This window comes from Pseudomonas sp. SWRI51 (genome assembly GCF_014268825.1).
Taxonomy (GTDB): domain Bacteria; phylum Pseudomonadota; class Gammaproteobacteria; order Pseudomonadales; family Pseudomonadaceae; genus Aquipseudomonas; species Aquipseudomonas farsensis.
The window spans coordinates 22,575-45,163 of the sequence record NZ_JABWRG010000012.1 but is presented as its reverse complement, the minus strand read 5'-3'; the positions used below and the strand labels follow the sequence as shown (position 1 = coordinate 45,163).

Below are 22,589 nucleotides of genomic sequence, written 5' to 3'. Positions count from 1 at the left end.
GATGAACCTGTTCAAGCTGCGCCGCCCGGCCCCTGCGCTTGCCGAGCCCACCCGTGCCCAGTTCGCTACCCGCGGGCAGCCCGAGCGTGAGCGCCTGATGGCCGCCGGCCAGCGCCCGGCGCCGGTGTTTGTGCGCGGCCAGGGTTGCTGGCTGTGGGACCGCGAGGGCGTTGCCTACCTGGACTTCACCCAAGGCGGCGCGGTCAACAGCCTCGGCCACAGCCCGCAGGCGCTGGTCAACGCCATGGGCGAGCAAGCGCAGGCGCTGATCAACCCGGGCGCAGGCTTTTACGGCCACACCGCGCTTAGCCTGGTCGAACGTCTGTGCCAGAGCACCGGCAGCGACCAGGCCTATCTGCTCAACAGTGGCGCCGAGGCCTGCGAGGGCGCGATCAAGCTGGCGCGCAAGTGGGGCCAACTGCACCGCAACGGCGCCTACCACATCATTACCGCCAGCCAGTCGTGTCACGGGCGCAGCCTGGGCGCGCTGTCGGCTTCCGACCCGCTGCCGTGCAACCGCTGCGAACCGGGGCTGCCGGGCTTCAGCAAGGTGCCGTTCAACGACCTGGCGGCGCTGCATGCTGCGGTGGACTCGCGCACTGTGGCGATCATGCTCGAACCGATCCAGGGTGAGGCTGGCGTTATCCCGGCGACCCGCGACTACTTGCAAGGCGTCGCCCAGCTGTGCCGCGAGTTGAGCATCCTGTTGATTCTCGATGAGGTGCAGACCGGCGTGGGGCGTTGCGGGGCATTGCTGGCCGAAGAGACCTACGGGGTGCGCGCGGACATCATCACCTTGGGCAAAGGCCTGGGTGGCGGTACGCCATTGGCTGCGCTGCTGGCGCGCGGCAAGGCCTGCTGCGCCGAGCCCGGCGAGCTGCAAGGCAGCCACCATGGCAATGCGCTGATGAGTGCGGCGGGCCTGGCGGTGCTGCAGGCCGTACTTGAACCTGGGTTTTTCGAGCAGGTGCAAGGCAGTGGCCAGCACCTGCGCGAGGGTTTGAGCCGCCTTGCAGGCCGCTATGGGCAGGCGCAGGTGCGCGGGCAGGGTTTGCTGTGGGCCTTGCAACTGCGCGAGGGCAACGCCCAGGCGTTGGTGGCCGCTGCACTGGATGAAGGTTTGCTGCTTAACGCGCCGCAGCCGGATGTGGTGCGGTTTTCGCCGGCACTGACGGTAACCCGCGCCACCATCGACCAGATGCTGCTGCGCCTTGCCCGTGCCTTTGCCCGCTTGCACGCCCAGCCGCAGCGCCGCCGTGAAGTATCGGCATGAGGGCGCAGTAGCCTTACGAATTTCAACGAACCGTCTCGCGTTTCTGCGCATCGCCCTTGGCCTGAAGTATTTGGCCCGGGGCGTTTTTTTTGCGTTGTGGAACCTCTGTGCAAGCCGGCGAGTCTTTGTTGAAACCCCTTAAGGAGCGCTTCACATGGACTTCATCCGCATCATCATCGCGATTCTTCTGCCGCCGCTGGGCGTGTTTCTTCAGGTGGGGTTTGCCGGGGCATTCTGGCTGAACATTCTGCTGACGCTGCTGGGTTACATTCCGGGGATCGTGCACGCGGTGTACATCATCGCCAAGCGCTGATTGCCGGGGCCGCTTTGCGGCCGTTCGCGGCACAAGGCCGCTCCTACAGAGGACCCTCGGGTAGGAGCGGCCTTGCGTCGCGAAAGGAGGCCGAAGGCCTCCCGGCGATCTATCAGGCCGACTCTCTCTGCAGCACCCTGCAATAGAACTTCCATTCCTCTTCCAGCGCATGGGCCAGATTCGCCGCCTGGCGAAAACCATGACGCTCGCCTTCGTAGAAATGCCCCTCGGCTTCAATGCCATTGGCCTGCAACGCCTCCAGCATCGAGCGTGTCTGCGCGGGCACTACCACGGCGTCCAACTCACCCTGGAAGAAAATCACCGGCGCCTTGATCCGCCCCGCATGCAGCAACGGCGTGCGCGCCTGGTAGCGTTCGATGTCCTGCTCGGGGTCGCCGATCAGCCAGTCCAGGTAGTCGCCTTCGAACTTGTGCGTCGCGCGGGCCAGGGCCAGTGGGTCGCTGACGCCATACAAACTGGCCCCGGCGCGGAACACATCGCAGAACGCCAGCGCGCAAAGGGTGGTGTAGCCGCCGGCGCTACCACCCCGGATAAAGGCCTGCTGCGGGTCGATCAAGCCACATTCGGCCAGATGCGCCACCAACGCGCAGGCATCCTCGACATCCGTTTCGCCCCAGCGCAGGTGCAGCGCCTGGCGGTAGGCACGGCCATAGCCGCTGCTGCCTCGGTAGTTGAGGTCGGCCACGGCAAAACCACGCTGGGTCCAGAACTGGATGCGTGGGTCGAGCACCGGCGAGCACGCTGACGTCGGCCCGCCATGGACGAACACCAACAATGGCGGCCGCGCCTTGGCGTTTGCTGCGGGGTAGAAGAAGGCATGCGCCTGCTCGCCATCGCCGCTGGCGTAGCAGATGGGCTGCGGCTGGCTGATACGCTCGGCGTGCAGCACCTCGGCGCCGCCGGCAAGGATGCTCACTTCATGGCTGCGCCGGTCGATGGCAATCACCGCGGGCGGGCTGATGGGCGAGGCGGCAATAGCGTAGAGCTGTTCGTCATCCATCGCCAGGCTGCGAAAACGGGTGTAGCCGCTGGCGAAACGCTCCACCTCACCGCAGGCCTTGCGCACGCCCAAGTGGCCGAAACCGGCCTCGAACCAACTGGCCAGATACTGCGCTGGCCCAAGTGGCAGCCAGGTGCTGGCGCCCAATTGCCACGGCGCGCCGGCGTGGTCGGCGGCGGCGGCCGGCAGCGCCTGCCAGCGGCCATCGACCTCGCCCCATGGCTGCCAGTGGCCATTGCGGTCCGACAGGCAATACAGCGTGCCGGCGGCGTCGAAGCGCGGTTGTTGCAGCGACTCGTCCTGCCCGGCGATGCAGCGCGCCACGCCCCAGGCGCCATCGGCGCCGCGTTCGCGGCACATCAGGCGGGTGACTGTCCACGGCTGCGCCGGGCGGTCCCATTCAACCCATGCCAGGCGCTGGCCATCGGCGCTCAGTGTGGGGGCTGCATAAAAGTCGGCGCCCTCGGCGAGCACAGTGCGTTGACCATCGGCCAACGCCACCAGGCGGTGCTCCACCGACGCCCCATGGCGTTCTTCAACGGCCAGCAACAGGCCGTCGTGCCATTGCACATCGCCGTAGCGGCACGCGGCATCTGCGCTCAGTGCGCGCGGTGCCGAGCCGTCTAGCGCCTGGGTGTAGAGCTGCTGGTCATTCTCGTTGACGAACACCAGCCCGTCGCCACCCAGGCAATAGCTGCCGCCGCCGTATTCGTAAACGCGGCTGCGCACACTGAAGCCTTCCGGGGTCAGGCAGCGGGCCTGGTGGTAAAGCCAATGCCACACTCGGCAAGCGCCATCGGCGGGGCGGAACTCAACCCAGAACAGGCCATCGTCGCTGGCCTTGAGTTCGGCAAAGTCAGTGCCGGCAGCCACCGCCTGGGCGGCGCTGAACTCAGCCACGGGCGATGACATGGGCGTTGCGCTCGTTGCGGAAGGTCATTTGCTCGATCTCCAGGGTTGCGTGTTCGGCTTCTTCGCGGGCCTTGAGGATGATGCCGTGGTCCGGCGACTTGGCGCAGACCGGGTCGGCCTTGCTGGCGTCACCGGTGAGCATGAACGCCTGGCAGCGGCAGCCGCCGAAGTCCTTTTCTTTTTCGTCGCACGAGCGGCAGGGTTCGGGCATCCAGTCAAAGCCGCGAAAGCGGTTGAAACCGAACGAGTCGTACCAGATGTGCTGCAGGTCGTGGTCGCGCACGTTGGGGAACTGCACCGGCAACTGCCGCGCGCCGTGGCAGGGCAGGGCGGTGCCATCGGGGGTGATGGTCAGGAACAGGCTGCCCCAGCCGTTCATGCAGGCCTTGGGGCGCTCTTCGTAGTAGTCCGGGGTGACGAAGATCAGCTTGCACGGGTGGCCTTCGGCTTTGAGCTTGGCGCGGTACTCGTTGGTCACCCGCTCGGCCCGCTCAAGCTGCTCACGGGTGGGCAACAGCCCGAGGCGGTTGAGGTGCGCCCAGCCGTAGAACTGGCAGGTGGCAAGCTCGACGAAGTCGGCTTCCAGGGCAATACACAGCTCGATGATGCGGTCGATCTTGTCGATGTTGTGCCGGTGGGTGACAAAGTTGAGCACCATCGGGTAGCCGTGGGCTTTTACTGCCCGGGCCATTTCCAGCTTCTGCGCGAAGGCCTTTTTCGAGCCGGCCAGCAGGTTGTTCACCTGCTCGTCGCTGGCCTGGAAGCTGATCTGGATATGGTCGAGCCCGGCGTGCTTGAACGCGGCGATCTTCTGCTCGGTAAGGCCGATGCCGGAGGTGATCAGGTTGGTGTAGTAGCCCAGCCGGCGGGCCTCGCCGATCAGTTCGGCCAGGTCCTGGCGCACCAGCGGTTCGCCGCCGGAAAAGCCGATCTGCGCCGCGCCCATTTCGCGCGCCTCGGCCATGACCTTGAACCACTGCTCGGTGCTCAGCTCTTTGCCCTGCTGGGCAAAATCCAGCGGGTTGGAGCAGTACGGGCACTGCAACGGGCAGCGGTAGGTAAGCTCGGCCAGCAGCCACAGCGGCAGGCCGACCTGATCGCGGGGAAAGCCCGCTTCCACGTGCTCGACGCAGGCCGGTTGCCCGCTTGGGTCAGGCGAGGGTGATCCAGTGTTCGGCACGGGCCACCTCCATGAATTGCTCGATGTCATCGGCGACTTCGGGCACACCGGGGAACTGCTGTTCGAGGTCAGTGATGATCTGCGCGACGCTGCGCTGGCCATCGATCAGCCCGCCGATCAGGCTGGCGCTTTCGTTCAGCTTGATCATGCCTTCGGGGTACAGCAGCACGTGGCCCTTTTGCGCCGGTTCGTACTGGAAGCGATAGCCCGGGCGCCAGGCTGGCACTTGTTGGCGGTCAAGACTCATAAGGCGATCCCCTTGTGCCAGACCCGCTCGCGGGTGACGGTGTGATAAGGCGGGCGGTCCAGCTCATAGGCCATGCTCATGGCATCGAGCATGCTCCACAGGATATCCAGCTTGAACTGCAGGATTTGCAGCATGCGTTCCTGCCCCTCGCGGGTGGTGTAGTGCTGCAGCGTGATCGCCAGGCCATGCTCGACATCACGGCGCGCCTGGCCCAGGCGGGTGCGGAAGTATTCATAGCCGGCCGGGTCGATCCATGGGTAGTGCTGCGGCCAGCTGTCCAGGCGCGACTGGTGGATCTGCGGGGCGAACAGCTCGGTCAGCGAGCTGCTGGCCGCCTCTTGCCAACTGGCGCGGCGGGCGAAGTTGACGTAGGCATCCACGGCAAAGCGTACACCGGGCAGCACCAGCTCCTGGCTGCGCAGTTGCTCGGGGTCCAGGCCAACGGCCTGGCCCAGGCGCAGCCAGGCTTCGATACCGCCGTCTTCGCCGGGCGCGCCGTCGTGGTCGAGCAGGCGTTGAATCCACTCGCGGCGGATTTCGCGGTCTGGGCAGTTGGCCAGAATCGCGGCGTCCTTGAGCGGGATGTTCACCTGGTAATAGAAGCGGTTGGCCACCCAACCCTGGATCTGCTCGCGGCTGGCACGGCCTTCATACATCGCCACGTGGTAGGGGTGATGGATATGGTAAAAGGCGCCCTTGGCGCGCAGGGCCTGCTCGAACTCGGCAGGGGACATCGGCGTTGCGTCGCTCACAGGGCCTCCTTACAACTCGATGCTCATGCCGTCGAAGGCGACTTCGACGCCGCGGCGCAGCACTTCGGCGCGCTCGGGCGAGTTTTCATCGAGGATCGGGTTGGTGTTGTTGATGTGGATGAGCACCTTGCGCTGGCGAGCGAAGCCGTCGAGCACTTCGAGCATGCCGCCGGGGCCATTTTGCGCCAGGTGGCCCATTTCGCGGCCAGTGCGGGTACCGACGCCACGGCGCTGCATTTCATCGTCCTCCCACAGGGTGCCGTCCACCAGCAGGCAGTCGGCGCCGTGCATCATCTGCAGCAGCTTGTCGTCGACCTGGCCAAGGCCCGGCGCGTAGAACAGCTTGCCGCCGGTGCGGGTGTCTTCGACGAGCAGGCCCAGGTTGTCGCCTGGGTGCGGGTCGAAGCGGTGCGGTGAATAGGGCGGCGCTGCGCTGCGCAGCGGGAACGGGGTGAAGCGCAGGTTGGGGCAGGCGTCGATGACGAACCTGCCTTCAAGCTCGATGCGGTTCCACTGCAGGCCGCCGTTCCAGTGGCTGAGCATGTTGAACAGCGGGAAACCGGTACTCAGGTCCTGGTGGACCATCTCGGTGCACCACACCTTGTGCGGGCAGCCTTCGCGCAGGCTGAGCAGGCCGGTGGTGTGGTCGATCTGGCTGTCCAGCAGCACGATGGCGTCGATGCCGGTGTCGCGCAGGGCCCGGGCCGGTTGCATGGGGGCAAAGGCCTGGAGCTGGGCGCGGATGTCCGGGGAGGCGTTGCACAGGATCCAGTGCTCGCCGTCGTCGGACAGGGCGATGGACGACTGGGTACGCGCAGTGGCGCGCAAGCTGCCGTCGCGGTAACCCTTGCAGTTGACGCAGTTGCAGTTCCACTGCGGGAACCCGCCGCCTGCGGCAGAGCCGAGAATCTGGATGTACATGGCCACTCTCTATCGGAAAAACCGTCTCTGAAAACGAAAACGCCCCGGCGGGCCGAGGCGTTGTACCGCAGTGCTGCTTAGCGGTTGGCGAAGTACATGGTGACTTCGAAGCCGATACGCAGGTCGGTGTAAGCAGGTTTGGTCCACATGGGATGTCTCCTTCCGGTGAGGTTTGGTTGAACAACTGATTATTGGGTGCCGCCTGGAGCAGGAGGTTCCCTGAATCGAGATTGCGCTATCTTACAAGAATAATTTGTACTGAAAGGTTAATTATTCGAAAAGCGCCGTTACATCTCAGGTAACAATCGACCCTCTAACACTGCCAGTGAGCGTCCACTGCTGCGGCATTGGCCAGGCAGCACCAGCCGTGGCGGGCGCTGATCAGCTGCTGCAACAAAACGTCCAGAACGTGCTGCTCGGTGTTGAGAATAGACCAGCGAAGAAAGGATAGATCTGAATTGTGTTTCGCGATGTGCGCCTGCCAGGCCCACTCCGCTACCTCGGGGTTGGCCATGGCGCCTTCGTCGAACTGATCCGCCAACTGCTGGCGCGCGTGGGCGTCGAGCTGGATGCCCTCGCCAAGCAGTTGCAGCAGGTGACTGAGGATTTGCGCCGGGCTGGCATGCGGTGACTGCACGCCGAACAGCAGCCCGGCGTGGCCATCGACCTGACGGAAGGCACTGAACACCGCATAGCCCAGTTGCAACTCTACCCGCAGGCGCTGGTACACCCGGCCCTGCAGCAAGTGCGCGAGCAGGCGGCCGGGGGCCTGCAACTCAGTTGGCAGCGGGCAGAACAGCAGCAGCGCAGGTTCGCGGCCTTCGGTCGGCACATGCACCCAGCGCCGGCCTTGGAGGGCAAGCGGCGGCGCAGGCTCGCCGGGCTGGCCCATCAGCCCCTGCAACGCCCAGCCCAAGGCGCCTAGCTGCTGCTGGCCAAGGCCGCTAGCCAAACCTTGCCAGCAGGCCTGTTGCCACAGGTCGGTCAGCATCGGCTGACCCAGCCGGCTGCCTGGCTGGGGCTGGTTTTCAGTCGGTTGCAGGGCATCCGGCAACGCCTTGAGCAAGGCCCGCAGCGGGATCAGGGCAGGCTCTGTTGCAGGTTCTGCATGCCAGTGTTCGGCGGGTGGGTTGCGTAGCAGGGCCAAGGCTTCGCCGAGCAAACGGATGGCTGACCACGGCTGCCCGGCGACGCGCAGTTGCCAGTGCTCGCCGGCAGCGCTCAGGCCAAGTTGCAACGAAGCGTGTTCGGCGCGGGCCTGGAGAAGTTGCAGGGCGCGTTGCAGAACTGGCAGGCAGTGTTCACGGGCGGCTGAGGTGATCCGCCAACGTAAGTAGACTGCGGCAAATTCGCGGCTTGCAGGCAGGCTTTCGCTGATGGCAAAGGCAGACGGCAGGGGCGCGCTATGGGCGATAGGGGCGGACTGCAGCAAGGGCTCTTCTGCCGGCAACTGCCAGTGGCCGAAGTTGGCATGGGGCAGGTCGCGCAGCAGCGCTTGCAGTGCCGCCAGGCCTTGGGCGTCGAGCTTCGCAAATGGCAGGCCGGCACTGTCGCGCTGGGCCAGTTCCAGCGCATTCGCCGCCAGTTCCCGGCGCTGTTGCAGGTGGGCGTAACGCTGGTTGAGTTGTTGCAGGTCTTGCTGGCGCAAGAAGCCCAACCAGCCATGCAGCAGTTTTTCCGCTTCAGCCACGGGGGCCTGTTCTGCCAGTTGCAGCTTTGGCTGCCAGAGCAGTTGCCCGGCGTACCCGTGCAACACCTGCGCGCTGCATGTACGCAGCCAGCCGCGTTCGCGCAGTGCGCCCAGCCAAGTGCCGGCGCGCGTATCCAGCAGGTGGCTCAATAGCAGGCCCAGAGCCGGCTCGGCGCCGGGCGGCAGGTTGTCATGGGCGAACAACCATGGCGTCGATAACGCTGCATCGAGCAGTGGCGGCGGGGGCTCGCGGAAGACCTCGGGGCCTTGTGCGAATACACCGCCGAACTGCCTGCCGAGCCCTTCAAGTTCGTCCAGAAACTGTGGGCCTGCCAGGCTCAAGGTGATTTGCGCACCTTGGTAAAAACGCTGATGAAAGCCGCTCAATGCCTGCTGAAAGGCGCTGTCGCCCAACGCCAAGGTGTAGCGGTTGCCGGCGTGGAAGCCGCTCAGCGGGTGGCGCGGCGACACCTGCTGCAACAATGCGAATTGCTGCTGCGCTTCGGCGTTGCGTGACCAGGCGATGAATTCAGCGTGTATCACCTCACGCTCGCGGCGCTGGCGTGGCAGGCTAAGGTCGGGCCTGGCGAGCATCTCGGTCAACCGCTCCAGGCCTGCAGCCAATGCGGCGGGCGGCACTTCGAAGAAGTAATCGGTGGTGCGCTCGCGGGTGCTGGCATTGACCTGCCCGCCCAAGCCTTGCACGTAGCGCATCAGGCCGTCTTCGAGCGGGAAACGCGCTGTGCCCAGAAAGAACAGGTGTTCGAGAAAGTGCGCCAGGCCCGGCCATTGCGCCGGGGCGTCGTGGCTGCCGGCATTGACGCGCAGCGCTGCCGCTGCGCGCTTGAGGCGCGGGGCATGGCGCAGGGTGAGCTGCAGGCCGTTGTCGAGGCAGAGCGTGCGGGTGGTATCGGGCATGGGCGAATGCTAGCGCGCTACGGCAGGCTTGTCTGCGTCAGCTTCGGTGCAGGTCCTGGCGCAGGTCTGCCAGGTACGGAAACGCCGCACGGCCTTTGCGTACCTGCTCGCGGTCAAGGTCAGCCAGCAACTGGCACTCATCGCGCCCCGCCATCGCCAGCAGGCTGCCATCTGGCCCGACAATGCTGCTTTGCCCGCAGTATTCAAGCTCGGCCTCAGCGCCGCAGTAGTTGGCATATACCAGGTAGCACTGGTTCTCCTGCGCTCGCGAGCGCACGGTTACCTGGCAGACGAAATCGTACGGCGCCATGTTCGCGGTTGGCACCAGGATCAGCTCGGCACCCGCCAGCGCGAGGCACCGGGCGTTTTCCGGGAACTCGATGTCGTAGCAGATCAGCATCCCCACCTTCCAACCGTCCAGGTCGACTACCGGAAAGTGGTCGGGGCCTTGAGTGAACAGGCTGCGGTCGAGTTCGCCGAACAGATGGGTCTTGCGGTAGTTGCACAGGCTGCGGCCGTGGGCGTCGATCAGTTGCACGCTGTTGTACAACGCGCCCTCCTCGCTGCGCTCGGGGTAGCCGTAGGCGATGGCGATGCCGTGCGCCTGGGCAATCTCCACCACGCGCATCGCCGCCGGCCCATCGGCAGCCTCGGCCAGGCGGCTGACCTGCGCCTGGCCAATGTTGTAGCCGCTGAGGAACATCTCCGGGCACACCAGCAAGCCTGCGCCTTCAGCGGCGGCGGCCTGCGCCTGGTGCTGCAGGCGCTCGAGGTTGCCGGGCACATCCAACGGGCCGGGCGGGCCTTGGTACAGGGCGATGCGCATGGCGCTGCTCCTTCGTTCAGTCGGGCAGGGCAATCGGGCCGAGTTCATCGAACACATCGCCCGGGCCTGGGTTGTCGGCGTGGGTCTTGCCGCCAAAGTGGGTCATGATACCCCACACCGCATTCAGCGAAGTCTGTACCGCCCCTTCCACCCAGGCCGGGGTCCACGACACATCGTCACCGGCGATGAACATGCCGCGCTGCTCGCTGGGCATGTCCTGCTGCATGAAGTGCGCGTACATGCGCTGGTTATAGCGGTAGTGCCCCGGCAACGCGCCCTTGAAGGCGCCGAGGAAGTACGGGTCGGCTTCCCAGGAAATAGTGATCGGGTCGCCGATGATGTGCCCGGCAATGTCGGTTTTCGGGTAGATCTTCTTCAGCGCATCGAGGGCCAGTTGCACGCGTTTTTCAGTCGGGTGCGGGAGCATCTTCAGGGCATCGCTCATCCACGCGTAGGACAGGCAGATGACGCCCGGCTTGTCGTCGCCGTTGTCGAACAGGTAAGTGCCACGGGTCAGGCGGTCGGTGAGGGTCATGCTCATCAGGTCGCGGCCGGTCTGCGGGTCTTTGTCCTTCCAGAACGGGCGGTCGACCATGACGAAGGTCTTCGACGCCTGCATGTAGCGAGTGCGGTCCAGCGCCATCCACATTTTTTGCGAGAACAACGCCTCTTCACAGTCGATCTGCGTGGTCAGCAGCCAGCTTTGGCAGGTAACCAGCACAGCCGAGTAGTGGCGCGCATCGCCATAGTTGTCGGTCACCGCCAGGCGCCCGTCGGCGGCGCGGGCAATGCGCTTGACCCCAGTACGCGGCGCGCCGCCATGCAAGCCCTTCAGGCTGGTGCCCGCCGGCCAGTGCGCGCAGCGCTCCGGTACATGGCGCCAGATACCCTGCGGCACCTGCTCGACGCCACCGACCACCAGGTGTTGGTGGTCGTCGCAGTTGGTCATCACCACGCGGAAGATTTCCAGCATCGAATTAGGGAAGTCCGAGTCCCAGCCCCCGGTGCCGAAGCCCACCTGGCCGAACACCTCGCGGTGCTGGAAGCTCAGCTCGGCGAACGCCCGCGAGCTTGCGACAAAGTCGTAGAAGGTGCGGTCGTCCCACAGCGGCACCAGCTTGTTCCACAGCTCTTTGAGGCGCGGTACGTCACGGTCGCGGATGGCTTGCTGGATATCACCGAACTGCGCCCCGCATTCCAGGGCATCGGCCCAGGCCTCGGCCACTTCGTGGAACAGTTTGGGCAGGTCGGCAGCCTTTTCGGCGTAGTAGGTCTGGCCTTCCAGGTCGATCACCGTGCTGCCCGAGGCCGGCGTCAGCGGGTTGGGGAACGGTTTTGTCTCCAGCCCAAGCTTGTCGACGTAGTGATAAAAGGCGGTGGACGACACCGGAAAGCGCATGCCGCCGAGCTCTGCGACGATGCCATCGGTGCCGTTGAAGGCCTGCGAGCGCAGCCGCCCGCCCAGCTTGGAGGCCTCGTACACCACAGGCTTGAGGCCCAGCTTCATCAGCTCATAGGCCGCCACCAACCCGGCGATACCGGCGCCGATGATCGCCACTTCTTCGCCATGCTGGTCGGCCGGGATGCTGCCCAGGCCGGCCGGGTGCTCCAGCCAGTCGTCGAAGGCAAAAGGGAAGTCCGGGCCGAAGATGGTAATCGGTTTCTGGCCGTCGGCGGGATGGCGGTTGTTCTTGTTCATAAGTGACCTTGCCAGAGCGGCTGCGGAACGGAGCCTGAGTATAGGAAATGCCTGGGGGTCATTTTAGAGGGGGTTGAGGTTCGTAGATAAGGTACAGAGTGTTGGCGATATGCAGGTTGTTTCGTCGTTATGGCTGGTTTTTTGGTGAATATGACGAGTTAGGCTAAAGAAGCCAAGTGGTCGACAGTTTCTGGGTACTTTTGCCAGAAAGTGCTTGGGGCGGCGGGGGACGTTGCTGCAGAAGGTGTTTGGAGAACTTACGCCAATCAGCCCGGCTGCCCGCGGTCGACTTTGCTGCTGAGGATGATCGAGGTAGTGGTTTTCTCCACCCCATCCAGGCTGCCGATCTGGTCGAGCAGTTGGTCCAGTTGCTCCGGCGAATCGCTGTGCAACCAGGCCACATAGTCGAATTCGCCACTGACCGCGCACAGTTGCTGCACCTGGCCCATGGCGCTCAGGTGGCGGACGATGTCCTTGCCCGAGCGCGGTTGCGCCTTGATCCCGACGTACGCTTGCAGCCCGCCGCCGATCAGGCGCTGGCCAAGGCGCACGCCGTAGCCGGTGATGACCTTGTGCCGCTCCAGGCGCTCCAGGCGCGAGTTCACCGTGGTGCGGGCGATGCCTAACTGGCGGGCGAGGGTGGCGACGTTTTCGCGCGCGTTGATCTGCAACAGCGCAATCAGCTGGCGGTCGGTTTCGTCGAGGGCGATGGAGGAAGTGGCCGGCATGTCAGGTCCCTTGGGTCGAGGGGCTAGCCTAGTGAAGGCAGGTTGCGGTGTGCAAGGGGGGCGGGGTACTTGCTTTTTATAGCGAGGCGGTACGACAGGTGGCTGTCGCCCGGCACTTTGGGCGATGGCGGGGTTGAACGACACATGAGTCTCAAGGCCTGGTAGTGGCGCGGCTGGATCCGCAAGCACGGCTGCCGGCGAGTGGACTTCTCAGAGTTTTGCGAGCTGATCTCATCTTATGTGGTCAGCTACGGGACTGTTTTGTTTTTCTAGGAGTTACGTATACGTTACATACACTTCGTTTTGTTACGTATATAGAACATGGACTACACGCTAATCACCACCCGCCTTGGTAAGCAAATCCGCCAGCGCCGGATCGCTCCTGGCAAGCCATGCAAGCCATGCAAGCCATGCAAGCCATGCTCGCCGTGCTGGCTGCTGTGACTGGGCAGAAGATGTAGGCTTTAAACGACGAAAGCCGCGCAATAGCGCGGCTTCCTGGTATTTGGTGGGCCCACACGGACTCGAACCGTGGACCAAAGGATTATGAGTCCTCTGCTCTAACCAACTGAGCTATAGGCCCTCAGAGGTGGCCCGGATTATAACGATGGTTTCGATACCGTGCCATCTGAAAGATCCGATAGTGCTATGCGCAGGAAGGTCGCGGCGAATTCTTGCGGGGGCAGGGGCAGGCTGACGATGTAGCCCTGGATCTGCTCGCAGCCTTCGGCGGCGAGGAAGCGTTGCTGGGCCTGGTTCTCTACACCTTCGGCAATGATGGTCAGTTGCATGCTGCGGCCCAGCGCAATGATCGCCCTGGCGATGGCGGCGTCGTGCGGGTCGTCCGGCAGGCCGCGGATGAACGACTGGTCGATCTTGAGGATGTCCAGCGGCAGGCGCTTGAGGTAGCTGAGCGAGGAATAGCCGGTGCCGAAGTCGTCGATGGCCAGTTGGACGCCAAGCTGCTTGAGCTGGTGCAACACGCTCAAGGCTTCTTCGGCCTGGCTCATGATGAAGTTCTCGGTAATCTCCAGTTGCAGATCGCCGGCCTTGAGCTGGTAGGTCTTGAGCAGTTGCTCGATGCGTCTGGCCAGGTTTGGCTGGCGCAGCTGCGCGCCGGCCAGGTTGATCGACAGCGGGCCGAAGGCTTGGTAGCTGCGCTTCCATTGGTGCATCTGGCGGCAGGCCTGCTCCAGTACCCAGTCGCCCAGTTGCAGGATGGTGCCGTTTTCTTCGGCCAGGTGGATGAAGCGCTCTGGCGGCACTTCGCCGAAGGTGGGGTGGGTCCAGCGCACCAAGGCTTCGGCGCCCACCAGGCTTTGCGTCTTGAGGCTGAACTTGGGCTGGTAGCACAGGCTCAGTTCGTTGCGCTCGATGGCGCGGCGCAGTTCGTGTTCCAGGGCAATACGCTCGCTGGCTTGGGCGGTGAGGTCGCGGGTGTAGGCTTCGACGCGGTTACGGCCCTTGGCCTTGGAGCGGTACATGGCGGCGTCGGCGTTGCGGATCAACGTGGCGGTGTCGCTGCCGTCCTGTGGATAAAGGCTGATGCCGATGCTGGCACTGGTGAAGAATTCGTGCTCGCCGGCCTGGAACGGGGCGTTGAAGCAGGTCAGCAGTTTATTGGCGATGGCGCTGGCATCGCTGGGTTTGTGCAGGCCCGGCAGCAGGATGATGAACTCGTCGCCGCCCAGGCGGGCCACGGTATCGACGTCGCGCACCTGCTCTTTGAGCCGCTGGGCGATGCCTTTGAGCAGCAGGTCGCCAACTGGGTGACCGAGGCTGTCGTTGATGTGTTTGAAGCGGTCAAGGTCAAGGAACAGCACCGCGCCCTGGCGGTTGGACAGCTGGGCGCAGCTGAGCGCGGCCTGCAGGCGCGTTTCGAACAGGGTGCGGTTGGGCAGGCCGGTGAGTGGGTCGTGGTGGGCCTGGTAGTCGAGTTTGGCCTGGGCGTGCTTGAGGCTGGAGATGTCGGCGAATACGGCGACGAAGTGCGTGATTTCGCGCTCGTTGTTACGCACGGCGCTGATGGTCAGCCAGCCGGGGTAGAGTTCGCCATTCTTGCGCTTGTTGAAGATCTCGCCCTGCCAATGGCCTTCGGCGGTTAGTTGATGCCACATGGCGGCATAGAAGGCGCTGTCGTGCTGGCCTGAAGCTAGCAGGCGCGGGGTTTGGCCCAGGGCTTCGATTTCGCTGTAGCCGGTGATCTCGCTGAACGCACGGTTGACCGCGCTGATGCGCTGGTCAGTGTCGGTGATCAGCACCCCTTCGGCGGTGTTTTCGAACACGGTCGCGGCCAGTTGCAGTTTTTCCTGCATCAGGTGGCGCTCGGTAATGTCGCGGGCGATGGTCAGCATGCAGTCCACGCCGCCGATGGGCAGTGGGCGCGCGGACAGTTCGCACAAGCGGATCTGGCCGTCGCTGCGGCGGATGTGGCAACTGAGGTCACGCACGAAGCCGTCGCGCTTGAGTTTCTCGACCAGGCGCCGGCGTTCGCTGAGGTCGACCCAGATGCCTAGGTCCAGCGCGGTCTGTTCGCCGCCGGGGTTGATGTCGTAGCCGGTCAGGCGGCAGAAGCCTTCGTTTACCTCCAGCAGCAGGCCGTCGCTCTGGCGCGACAGCAGCAGGCCGTCGGGGGAGGCGTGGAAGGCCTTGGCGAATTTCTCTTCGGAGGTTTGCAGCTGCTGCTGGGTTTCTTTCAGTTGCGTGATGTCGCGCACCGCAACTACCAGCGCCAGGGTGCCATCGAGGTGGAAGGTCTCGGCGCTGGTCAGGCCGGTAAAAAGCTGGCCGTTGCTGCGTTTGAAGGTCATTTCCATGTTGCGGATGCCACCGCGCTGCAAGCGCTCCAGCAGCCCAGGGCCGTGCCCTTGCGCGCCCCACAGGCCCAGTTCGGTGGCGGTGCGGCCCAGCACCTCGGCGGGGCCCAGGCCAATTTGCTCCTCGAACGCTTCGTTGACTTCCAGCAGGCAGCCGTCGCTGTGGCGGGCAATGACCAGGATGTCCGGGCACTGCTGGAACACCGAGGCGAACTTCTGCTGTGACAGGCGCAGGGCTTCTTCGGTGTTCTTGGTTTCGCTGATGTCGATCATCAGGCCGCGCATCAGCGGCTTGTGGCCGTGTTCGATCATGCTGACGATGTTGCGCACCCACAGCGGCTGGCCGTCGGCGCGGATGACTCGGTAGTCCAGGCTGTGATCACGCCCGGCTGCTGTTTCGCTCTCGCAGTAAGCCTGCGCCCACAGCGCGTCTTGCGGGTGCAGGATGCCGCGCCAGAAACCGGGCTTGAGCCATTCGACCAGCGGGTAGCCGAGCAGGTCTTCGGCGTGCGGCGAGACGTAGCTGTAGGTGAAGTCGCTGGCGTCGGCTTCCCAGGCGATGGCTGACAGGCTCTCGATCAGGCCGCGGTAGTGGTACTCGCTGCTGCGCAGCTCCTGCTCCAGGGCAATACGCCGGGAAATCTCCGAGCTGAGCCTGCGGTTGATGCGGATCACCACGGCCAGAACGGTCATCAGCAGCGCCGCCGCAGGCAGGCCGTAGGTGAGCATGTCAGGCCAGAAGCTGCGTTGGTCCACCACATTGCCGACCCAGCGTTGCTGGATGTCGCTGATGTCGCTGCTGCTCATGTCGGCCATGACTTTGTCGAGGATGCCCACCAGCACTTTCTGCTCCCTGGGCGCAGCCATTGCCAGCTGATAGCGGTAGGGCGTCTCACCGCTGACATACAGGCCGTCGAGCTTGAGCTGGCGCAGGCTCCAGATGCTCGATGCGAGGTCGCCGACCACCGCGTCGACTTCGTCGGTGGCCAGTGCCTGCAGGGCTGAGCTGACGTTGGGCAGGGCCACCAGGTTGAGGTCCGGGTGATGATTGCGCAGCAGCTCGTGGGGCGCGTAGTTCTCCACCACTGCCACCTTCAGCCCATAGAGGTCGTCGAGCGTGCGCGGCTTGGGGCCGCCGCTGTGGGCGAGGATAACAATGGGGAAATCCAGGTATGGGCGGGTGAAGGCCAGGTAGCTCTGCCGCTCCGGGGTGGACATGATGCCGGGTAGCAGGTCGATCTGGTTTTTGCGGGCTCGATCGAGCACCTCGCCCCAACTGCTGGGTTCAACCGGCGTGAGGGCGATGCCCAGGCGTTCCTGGATGAGGGTTACATAGTCGGCGGCCAATCCCTGGTAGCGGTTGTCCTGGTCGCGAAACTCGAACGGCGGCCATGAAGCATCCACGCCTAGACGCAGCTGCGGATGGGCGCTGAGCCAGGCTTTTTCTTCGTCGGTCAGGGTCAGTGCGCCGGCTGTGGTGTTCCACAGGCAAAGGAACAGCAACAGAAGGGCCGGCAACAAGGGCATAGCGGCCTCTCGATTCAGGGGGTCTGCAATCGAGTGTAGACGGGCTTGGCGCGCCTGGGGAGGGCGTGCGAGGCTGGTTTTTTACATAAAAAAACCCCGGCCTGGGCCGGGGTTGGTTTTTACTCGTCGAGGAACGAGCGCAGATGCTCGCTTCGCGTCGGGTGGCGCAGCTTGCGCAGCGCCTTGGCTTCAATCTGACGGATCCGCTCGCGGGTCACGTCGAACTGTTTGCCGACTTCTTCAAGGGTGTGGTCGGTGTTCATGTCGATACCGAAACGCATGCGCAGCACTTTGGCTTCGCGTGCGGTCAGGCCCGAGAGCACGTCGCGGGTTGCTTCCTTGAGGCTTTCGACGGTGGCTACGTCGATCGGGGACTGCATGGTCGAGTCCTCGATGAAGTCGCCCAGGTGCGAATCTTCGTCGTCGCCGATCGGGGTTTCCATGGAGATCGGCTCTTTGGCGATCTTCAATACCTTGCGGATCTTGTCCTCAGGCATTTCCATGCGCTCACCCAGCTCTTCCGGGGTCGGTTCACGGCCCATTTCCTGCAACATCTGGCGGGAAATACGGTTGAGCTTGTTGATCGTCTCGATCATGTGCACCGGAATACGGATGGTGCGCGCCTGGTCGGCGATCGAACGGGTGATAGCCTGGCGGATCCACCAGGTGGCGTAGGTCGAGAACTTGTAACCGCGACGGTATTCGAACTTGTCCACCGCTTTCATCAAGCCGATGTTGCCTTCCTGGATCAGATCGAGGAACTGCAGGCCACGGTTGGTGTACTTCTTGGCGATGGAAATCACCAGACGCAGGTTCGCCTCGACCATTTCTTTCTTGGCGCGGCGGGCCTTGGCCTCACCGATGGACATGCGACGGTTGATGTCCTTGATTTCCGCGACGGTCAGGCCGGTCTCGGTTTCAAGGTCGATCAGTTTCTGCTGACAGGCGACGATCGCAGCGTTTTTTTCACCCAGGGCAGCTGCCCATTTGGTGTTGCGCTTGGACAGGTCGCCCGACCAGGTCTGGTCGGTCTCGTTGCTCGGGAACAGACGCAGGAAGTCGGCACGCGGCATACGTGCATCACGCACACACAGCTGCATGATGGCGCGTTCTTGCTGACGCAGGCGCTCAAGGGCGCCGCGTACACGCTCAACCAGGACTTCGAATTGCTTCGGTACCAGCTTGATCGGCATGAACAGGTCGGCAACAGCTTGCATGGCAGCAATGCTGTCTGCGTGGTTACGGCCGTGCTTCTTCAGAACCTTGAGGCTGATCGCGAGCTGGTCGGCTACCGCGCCGAAACGCTGACGGGCAACTTCGGGGTCTGGGCCGCTTTCGGTTTCTTCCTCGTCGTCGCTAGCGTCGCCGTCTTCTTCCTCTTCCTCTTCTGCCTTGGCAGCAGCGGCTTTGGCAGCAGGTTGCGGCACTTCTTCGTTCGGCGTGGCGATGGCGTCGTCAGGGTCGATATAACCACTGAGAACGTCGGACAGGCGGCCACCTTCGGTGGTGACGCGCTCGTACTCGCTGAGAATGTGATCGACAGTACCCGGGAAATGGGCAATAGCACCCATGACTTCACGGATGCCTTCCTCGATACGCTTGGCGATTTCGATCTCGCCTTCGCGTGTCAGCAGCTCGACAGTACCCATTTCGCGCATGTACATGCGCACCGGGTCGGTCGTGCGGCCGATATCGGTTTCGACTGCAGCCAACGCGGCAGCAGCTTCTTCGGCTGCGGCCTCGTCAGTGTCGGCTTCCGCCAACAGCAGGGCATCCGCATCCGGAGCACTCTCGAATACGTTGATCCCCATGTCGTTGATCATGCGGATGATGTCTTCCACCTGTTCAGGATCTGAAATATCCTCAGGCAGGTGGTCGTTGACCTCCGCGTAAGTCAGGTAGCCCTGCTCACGACCGCGGGTGATCAACTCTTTGATACGAGATTGCTGTTGCGCTTTTCCGGACATAACACCCTATCCACTGAAGGTCTTGGCGGGCAAAAAACAAGCCGAGGATTATACCCGAGCTAGGACCTCACGCGCCAGATGAGGTCGGGTTTTGTGCGGGAACATTGCGGCTCAGCAAGGCGAGCAGCTGATTTTTTTCGTCTGGGCTCAGTTCGCTTTGACGTGCTTTCCTCAGCAGATGTTCCAGGCTGCGCTCGCGTTGGCGAGCGGACAAGCTAGTTATAGTGTCGAAAAACTGTTGTTCAAGGTTATCGGCATCGATCAACCACTCCTTCTCGGCCAAGGCCCGTAGCAAACGGCCTTGGTCCGTACCGTGCCAGCGTGCAATCAACTGCATTGAGCTTAGCTTAGGATTTTTCTGCGCGGCCTCGATCAGCGCCACCAGCAGTTGGTTATACACGTGCTCGTCGTCGGCAAAATGGCTCGCGTCCTCGACTTTGCCGGCCAGTAACGGGTAATGCATCAGCGTGCGCAGCGCCGACAGGGTCGGCGGCTCTACTGGTGCCGGGACTCGCGGTGGGGCTTCTTCGCGCTGGCCATCACGGCGCCACGGTTTGCCGCCTTTCTTGCTCCAGGGCTTGTCGTCCCACTGTTTCTTGCCGCCACCCTTGTTGGGTGTCCATGCCGGCTGTTCCTGATGAACGGCGGCATAGTCGGGCGTGTAGTGCATGTCGCCGTGGTCGGGCGTGTAGCTCGCCATGGCGTCGTAGTCGTAGCCGGGGTCGTAATCCGGCGTGGTGCTGCTGGCTGGCGGGCTTTGCGCCAGTTGCTCCATTTGTTGCGGGTCGAGGCCGGTAATCTCGCGCAGGCGGTTACGCATCAATTGGCGCAGGTTGGCGCCGGGCACTTGTTCGATCAGCGGCGCGGCCAGCGTGGCCATGTGCGCCTTGCCTTCGAGCGAGCGCGGGTCGGCCTCGTTGCTCAATTGCTCGAAAAAGTAATCGGCCAGCGGTTGTGCGTGCTGGTTGATGCGTGCGCGGAAGGCATCGGTGCCCTCGGCGCGCACCAGGCTGTCCGGGTCTTCGCCCTCCGGCAAAAACAGAAACCGCGCGCGGCGCCCGTCCTGCAGGCTCGACAGGGTCGACTCCAGGGCCCGCCAGGCGGCCTTGCGCCCGGCTTGGTCGCCGTCGAAGCAGAACAAAACGCTCGGCACCACGCGGAACAGGCGCTTGAGGTGCTCTTCGCTGGTGGCCGTGCCCAGGGTTGCCACGGCGTTGCGCAGGCCTTGCTGGGCCAGCGCGATGACGTCCATGTAGCCTTCGACGACGATGATTTCATCGAGGTTGCGGTTGTGCTTGCGCGCCTCGTACAGGCCATACAGTTCCTGGCCTTTGTGAAACACCGGGGTTTCCGGGGAGTTCAGGTACTTGGGCTTGTCGTCGCCCAGCACCCGGCCACCAAAGGCGATCACCCGGCCGCGGCTGTCGCGGATGGGGAACATCACCCGGTCGCGGAAACGGTCGTAGCGCTTTCCGCTCTCGGCGTTTTCGATCAGCAGCCCGGCGTCGATCATCACTTTTTGTTGCAGCGTGTCGGCGCCAAGGTGCTTGAGCAGGTTGTCCCAGCCAGGCGGGGCGAAGCCCAGGCTGAAGTCCCGGGCAATTTCGCCGGACAGGCCACGGCCTTTCAGGTATTCCACGGCCGCCTTGCGGGTCGGGTGGTTACGCAGCGCCTGGCGGTAGAATTCGGTGGCAGCTTCAAGCAGTGGGTACAGCGGCGAATCGACCGGCTGGCGGGGCTTTTGCCCGCGCCGGCCTTCCTCGCGCGGCACTTCCATGCCGGCAGCCCTGGCCAGTTCCTCGACCGCCTGGGGGAAGTCCAGGTTGTCGTGGTCCATGATGAAGCCAAGGGCGTTGCCACCGGCACCGCAGCCGAAGCAATAGTAGAACTGCTTGTCGGGGCTGACGGTGAAAGAGGGGGTTTTCTCTTTGTGGAACGGGCAGCAGGCCGAATGGTTCTTGCCGGCTTTTTTGAGCTGGATGCGCGAACTCACCACGTCGACAATGTCGGTGCGGTTGAGAAGATCGTCGATAAAACTCTGGGGAATCAGCCCGGCCATGGCAGTCTCGTCATCAGGCAACTGGCAAGTCTAAACGCTTGTGCGCGGGTGTGGAGAAGAGGTGTAGCGAAGAGGTGTTGTGCTCGTCACCAGCCCTAGGGGCTCGTCAGGAAGGACGTGCACGGCTGGCCAAAGACCAGTTCTGACGGTGTAGTACAGGTTGCCCATAGCTTTTGCCGGGGCACCCAGGGCGCATGGCCAAGGGCTTGAAACGACCGCTACCATCAACCCGGCACGAGGCCGGGCGAGGCAGAAGCTTTGCGTAGAACGGCTGTATTAGTACAGACGAACGGCGCGGCGCTGTTCGCGCTGAACCTTCTTCGCGTGACGCTTAACAGCGGCAGCGGCTTTACGCTTACGCTCTGAGGTCGGTTTCTCGTAAAACTCGCGGCTACGAACTTCAGCCAGTACACCGGCTTTTTCGCAGGAGCGCTTGAAACGACGCAGAGCTACGTCGAAGGGTTCGTTCTCTTTAACTTTGACGGCTGGCATCCAGGGCTACCTTAATTCATTACCGGGGTAGACGTGCTCCTGGCAAAACATAAGGTGAGCTGGAGAACGTCGGTTTTCAAGGGTTGCGGATGTTAACCCTTAGCTGGCCGGAATGCAAAGCCTCTGATCGAAAACCGCTGGTCGGCACCTGGCACGGGGACTATTATGCGCGCCTTCGAATTCAGCCTCTACAAGGCACGGACCCATGCTAGTACTGGGATTGGAAACATCCTGCGACGAGACCGGCGTCGCATTATACGACAGTGAACGCGGCCTTCTGGCCGATGCATTGTTCAGCCAGATCGACCTGCATCGCGCCTATGGCGGGGTGGTGCCCGAACTCGCCTCGCGTGATCACGTAAAGCGCATGCTGCCGCTGATCCGCCAGGTGCTGGAGGAGGCTGGCTGCGCTGCCACCGACATCGACGCCATCGCCTATACCGCAGGCCCTGGCCTGGTCGGGGCCTTGCTGGTGGGCGCTTCGTGCGCCCAGGCCATGGCCTTCGCCTGGGGCATTCCGGCGATTGGCGTGCACCACATGGAAGGCCATCTGCTGGCGCCGATGCTCGAGGAACAGCCCCCCGAGTTTCCGTTCGTCGCTTTGTTGGTTTCAGGGGGGCATACCCAGCTGGTTCGGGTCGATGGCATCGGCCAATACGAGCTGCTGGGCGAGAGCCTGGACGATGCAGCCGGCGAGGCATTCGACAAGACGGCCAAGCTGATCGGCCTGAATTACCCAGGTGGGCCGGAGATTGCGCGGTTGGCCGAGCGGGGTACGCCTGGGCGCTTCAAGTTCCCGCGCCCGATGTGCGACCGGCCTGGCCTGCAATTCAGTTTCAGCGGCCTGAAAACCTTCGCCCTGAACACCTGGCAGCAGTGCCGCGATGCCGGGGACGACAACGAGCAAACCCGTTGCGACGTGTCCCTGGCGTTCCAGGATGCGGTGGTGGACACTCTGACCTTCAAGTGCAAGCGCGCCCTCAAACAGACCGGCCTCAAGCGCCTGGTCATTGCTGGCGGTGTCAGCGCCAACCAGGCATTGCGGGTTTCGCTCGAAGGCATGCTCGGCAGTCTTCAAGGCAATGTTTATTACGCCCGCCCACGGTTTTGCACCGACAACGGCGCGATGATCGCCTACGCCGGCTGCCAGCGCCTGATGGCCGGGCAGCAACAGGACCTGGCGATCAGCGTGCAGGCACGCTGGCCGATGGAGCAGTTACCGCCGGTCTGAAATCAACGCCGACTGCC

The 22,589-nt window shown here is 63.6% G+C and carries 17 protein-coding genes and 1 tRNA gene; 3 read left to right on the top strand and 15 right to left on the bottom strand.

Going from position 1 to position 22,589, the window contains the following annotated elements:
* Position 1: 1 nt before the first annotated feature.
* Together HU720_RS06625 and HU720_RS06620 are read left to right on the top strand one after the other, a co-directional pair.
* Complete coding sequence (locus HU720_RS06625; protein WP_186518337.1) at positions 2-1,273, top strand: aminotransferase class III-fold pyridoxal phosphate-dependent enzyme; 1,272 nt, start codon at positions 2-4, stop codon at positions 1,271-1,273.
* Between the two features lie 154 nt (positions 1,274-1,427).
* Positions 1,428-1,586: a YqaE/Pmp3 family membrane protein gene (locus HU720_RS06620; RefSeq protein ID WP_033727371.1), complete on the top strand. Its 159-nt coding sequence runs from the start codon at positions 1,428-1,430 to the stop codon at positions 1,584-1,586.
* A 112-nt stretch (positions 1,587-1,698) separates the two neighbouring features.
* Here HU720_RS06620 and HU720_RS06615 read toward each other — a convergent pair whose 3' ends face one another.
* From HU720_RS06615 to rpsU, 15 genes are all read right to left on the bottom strand, one after another.
* A complete protein-coding gene (locus HU720_RS06615; RefSeq protein WP_186518335.1) occupies positions 1,699-3,519 on the bottom strand; it encodes a S9 family peptidase in 1,821 nt (606 codons plus the stop codon).
* Positions 3,500-4,699, bottom strand: a complete 1,200-nt coding sequence (gene pqqE / locus HU720_RS06610; protein ID WP_346656562.1) for a pyrroloquinoline quinone biosynthesis protein PqqE — start codon at positions 4,697-4,699, stop codon at positions 3,500-3,502. The genes HU720_RS06615 and pqqE overlap by 20 nt, the downstream gene beginning before the upstream one ends.
* Positions 4,671-4,946 carry a pyrroloquinoline quinone biosynthesis peptide chaperone PqqD gene (gene pqqD / locus HU720_RS06605; protein ID WP_186518333.1) on the bottom strand — a complete coding sequence of 92 codons (276 nt, stop codon included), beginning with the start codon at positions 4,944-4,946 and terminating at the stop codon, positions 4,671-4,673. The genes pqqE and pqqD overlap by 29 nt, the downstream gene beginning before the upstream one ends.
* Positions 4,943-5,680 carry a pyrroloquinoline-quinone synthase PqqC gene (gene pqqC / locus HU720_RS06600; protein WP_186518401.1) on the bottom strand — a complete coding sequence of 246 codons (738 nt, stop codon included), beginning with the start codon at positions 5,678-5,680 and terminating at the stop codon, positions 4,943-4,945. The genes pqqD and pqqC overlap by 4 nt, the downstream gene beginning before the upstream one ends.
* A 27-nt stretch (positions 5,681-5,707) precedes the next feature.
* Positions 5,708-6,619, bottom strand: a complete 912-nt coding sequence (gene pqqB / locus HU720_RS06595) for a pyrroloquinoline quinone biosynthesis protein PqqB (RefSeq protein ID WP_186518331.1) — start codon at positions 6,617-6,619, stop codon at positions 5,708-5,710.
* A gap of 77 nt (positions 6,620-6,696) precedes the next feature.
* Positions 6,697-6,768, bottom strand: a complete 72-nt coding sequence (gene pqqA / locus HU720_RS06590; RefSeq protein WP_003243383.1) for a pyrroloquinoline quinone precursor peptide PqqA — start codon at positions 6,766-6,768, stop codon at positions 6,697-6,699.
* 164 nt (positions 6,769-6,932) lie between these two features.
* Positions 6,933-9,227, bottom strand: a complete 2,295-nt coding sequence (gene pqqF / locus HU720_RS06585; protein WP_186518329.1) for a pyrroloquinoline quinone biosynthesis protein PqqF — start codon at positions 9,225-9,227, stop codon at positions 6,933-6,935.
* Positions 9,228-9,264: 37 nt separating this feature from the next.
* Positions 9,265-10,053, bottom strand: a complete 789-nt coding sequence (locus HU720_RS06580) for a carbon-nitrogen hydrolase family protein (RefSeq protein ID WP_186518326.1) — start codon at positions 10,051-10,053, stop codon at positions 9,265-9,267.
* A gap of 16 nt (positions 10,054-10,069) precedes the next feature.
* Positions 10,070-11,752, bottom strand: a complete 1,683-nt coding sequence (locus HU720_RS06575) for an NAD(P)/FAD-dependent oxidoreductase (protein WP_186518324.1) — start codon at positions 11,750-11,752, stop codon at positions 10,070-10,072.
* A 266-nt stretch (positions 11,753-12,018) separates the two neighbouring features.
* A complete protein-coding gene (locus HU720_RS06570; RefSeq protein ID WP_186518322.1) occupies positions 12,019-12,480 on the bottom strand; it encodes an Lrp/AsnC family transcriptional regulator in 462 nt (153 codons plus the stop codon).
* 506 nt (positions 12,481-12,986) lie between these two features.
* Positions 12,987-13,063 (bottom strand) — tRNA-Ile (locus HU720_RS06565).
* Between the two features lie 16 nt (positions 13,064-13,079).
* The gene (locus HU720_RS06560) at positions 13,080-16,823 is read right to left on the bottom strand and encodes an EAL domain-containing protein (RefSeq protein ID WP_186518320.1); all 3,744 of its coding nucleotides are present in this window, start codon (positions 16,821-16,823) and stop codon (positions 13,080-13,082) included.
* Between the two features lie 119 nt (positions 16,824-16,942).
* Positions 16,943-18,790, bottom strand: a complete 1,848-nt coding sequence (gene rpoD / locus HU720_RS06555; RefSeq protein ID WP_186518318.1) for an RNA polymerase sigma factor RpoD — start codon at positions 18,788-18,790, stop codon at positions 16,943-16,945.
* Positions 18,791-18,857: 67 nt separating this feature from the next.
* Positions 18,858-20,849 carry a DNA primase gene (gene dnaG, locus HU720_RS06550; protein WP_186518316.1) on the bottom strand — a complete coding sequence of 664 codons (1,992 nt, stop codon included), beginning with the start codon at positions 20,847-20,849 and terminating at the stop codon, positions 18,858-18,860.
* Positions 20,850-21,125: 276 nt separating this feature from the next.
* Entirely contained in the window at positions 21,126-21,341 is a 216-nt protein-coding gene (gene rpsU, locus HU720_RS06545; protein ID WP_002551877.1) for a 30S ribosomal protein S21, read from the bottom strand.
* Between the two features lie 205 nt (positions 21,342-21,546).
* On the opposite strand from rpsU, the gene tsaD reads away from it, so the two are divergent.
* Entirely contained in the window at positions 21,547-22,572 is a 1,026-nt protein-coding gene (gene tsaD / locus HU720_RS06540) for a tRNA (adenosine(37)-N6)-threonylcarbamoyltransferase complex transferase subunit TsaD (RefSeq protein WP_186518314.1), read from the top strand.
* Positions 22,573-22,589: the final 17 nt, after the last annotated feature.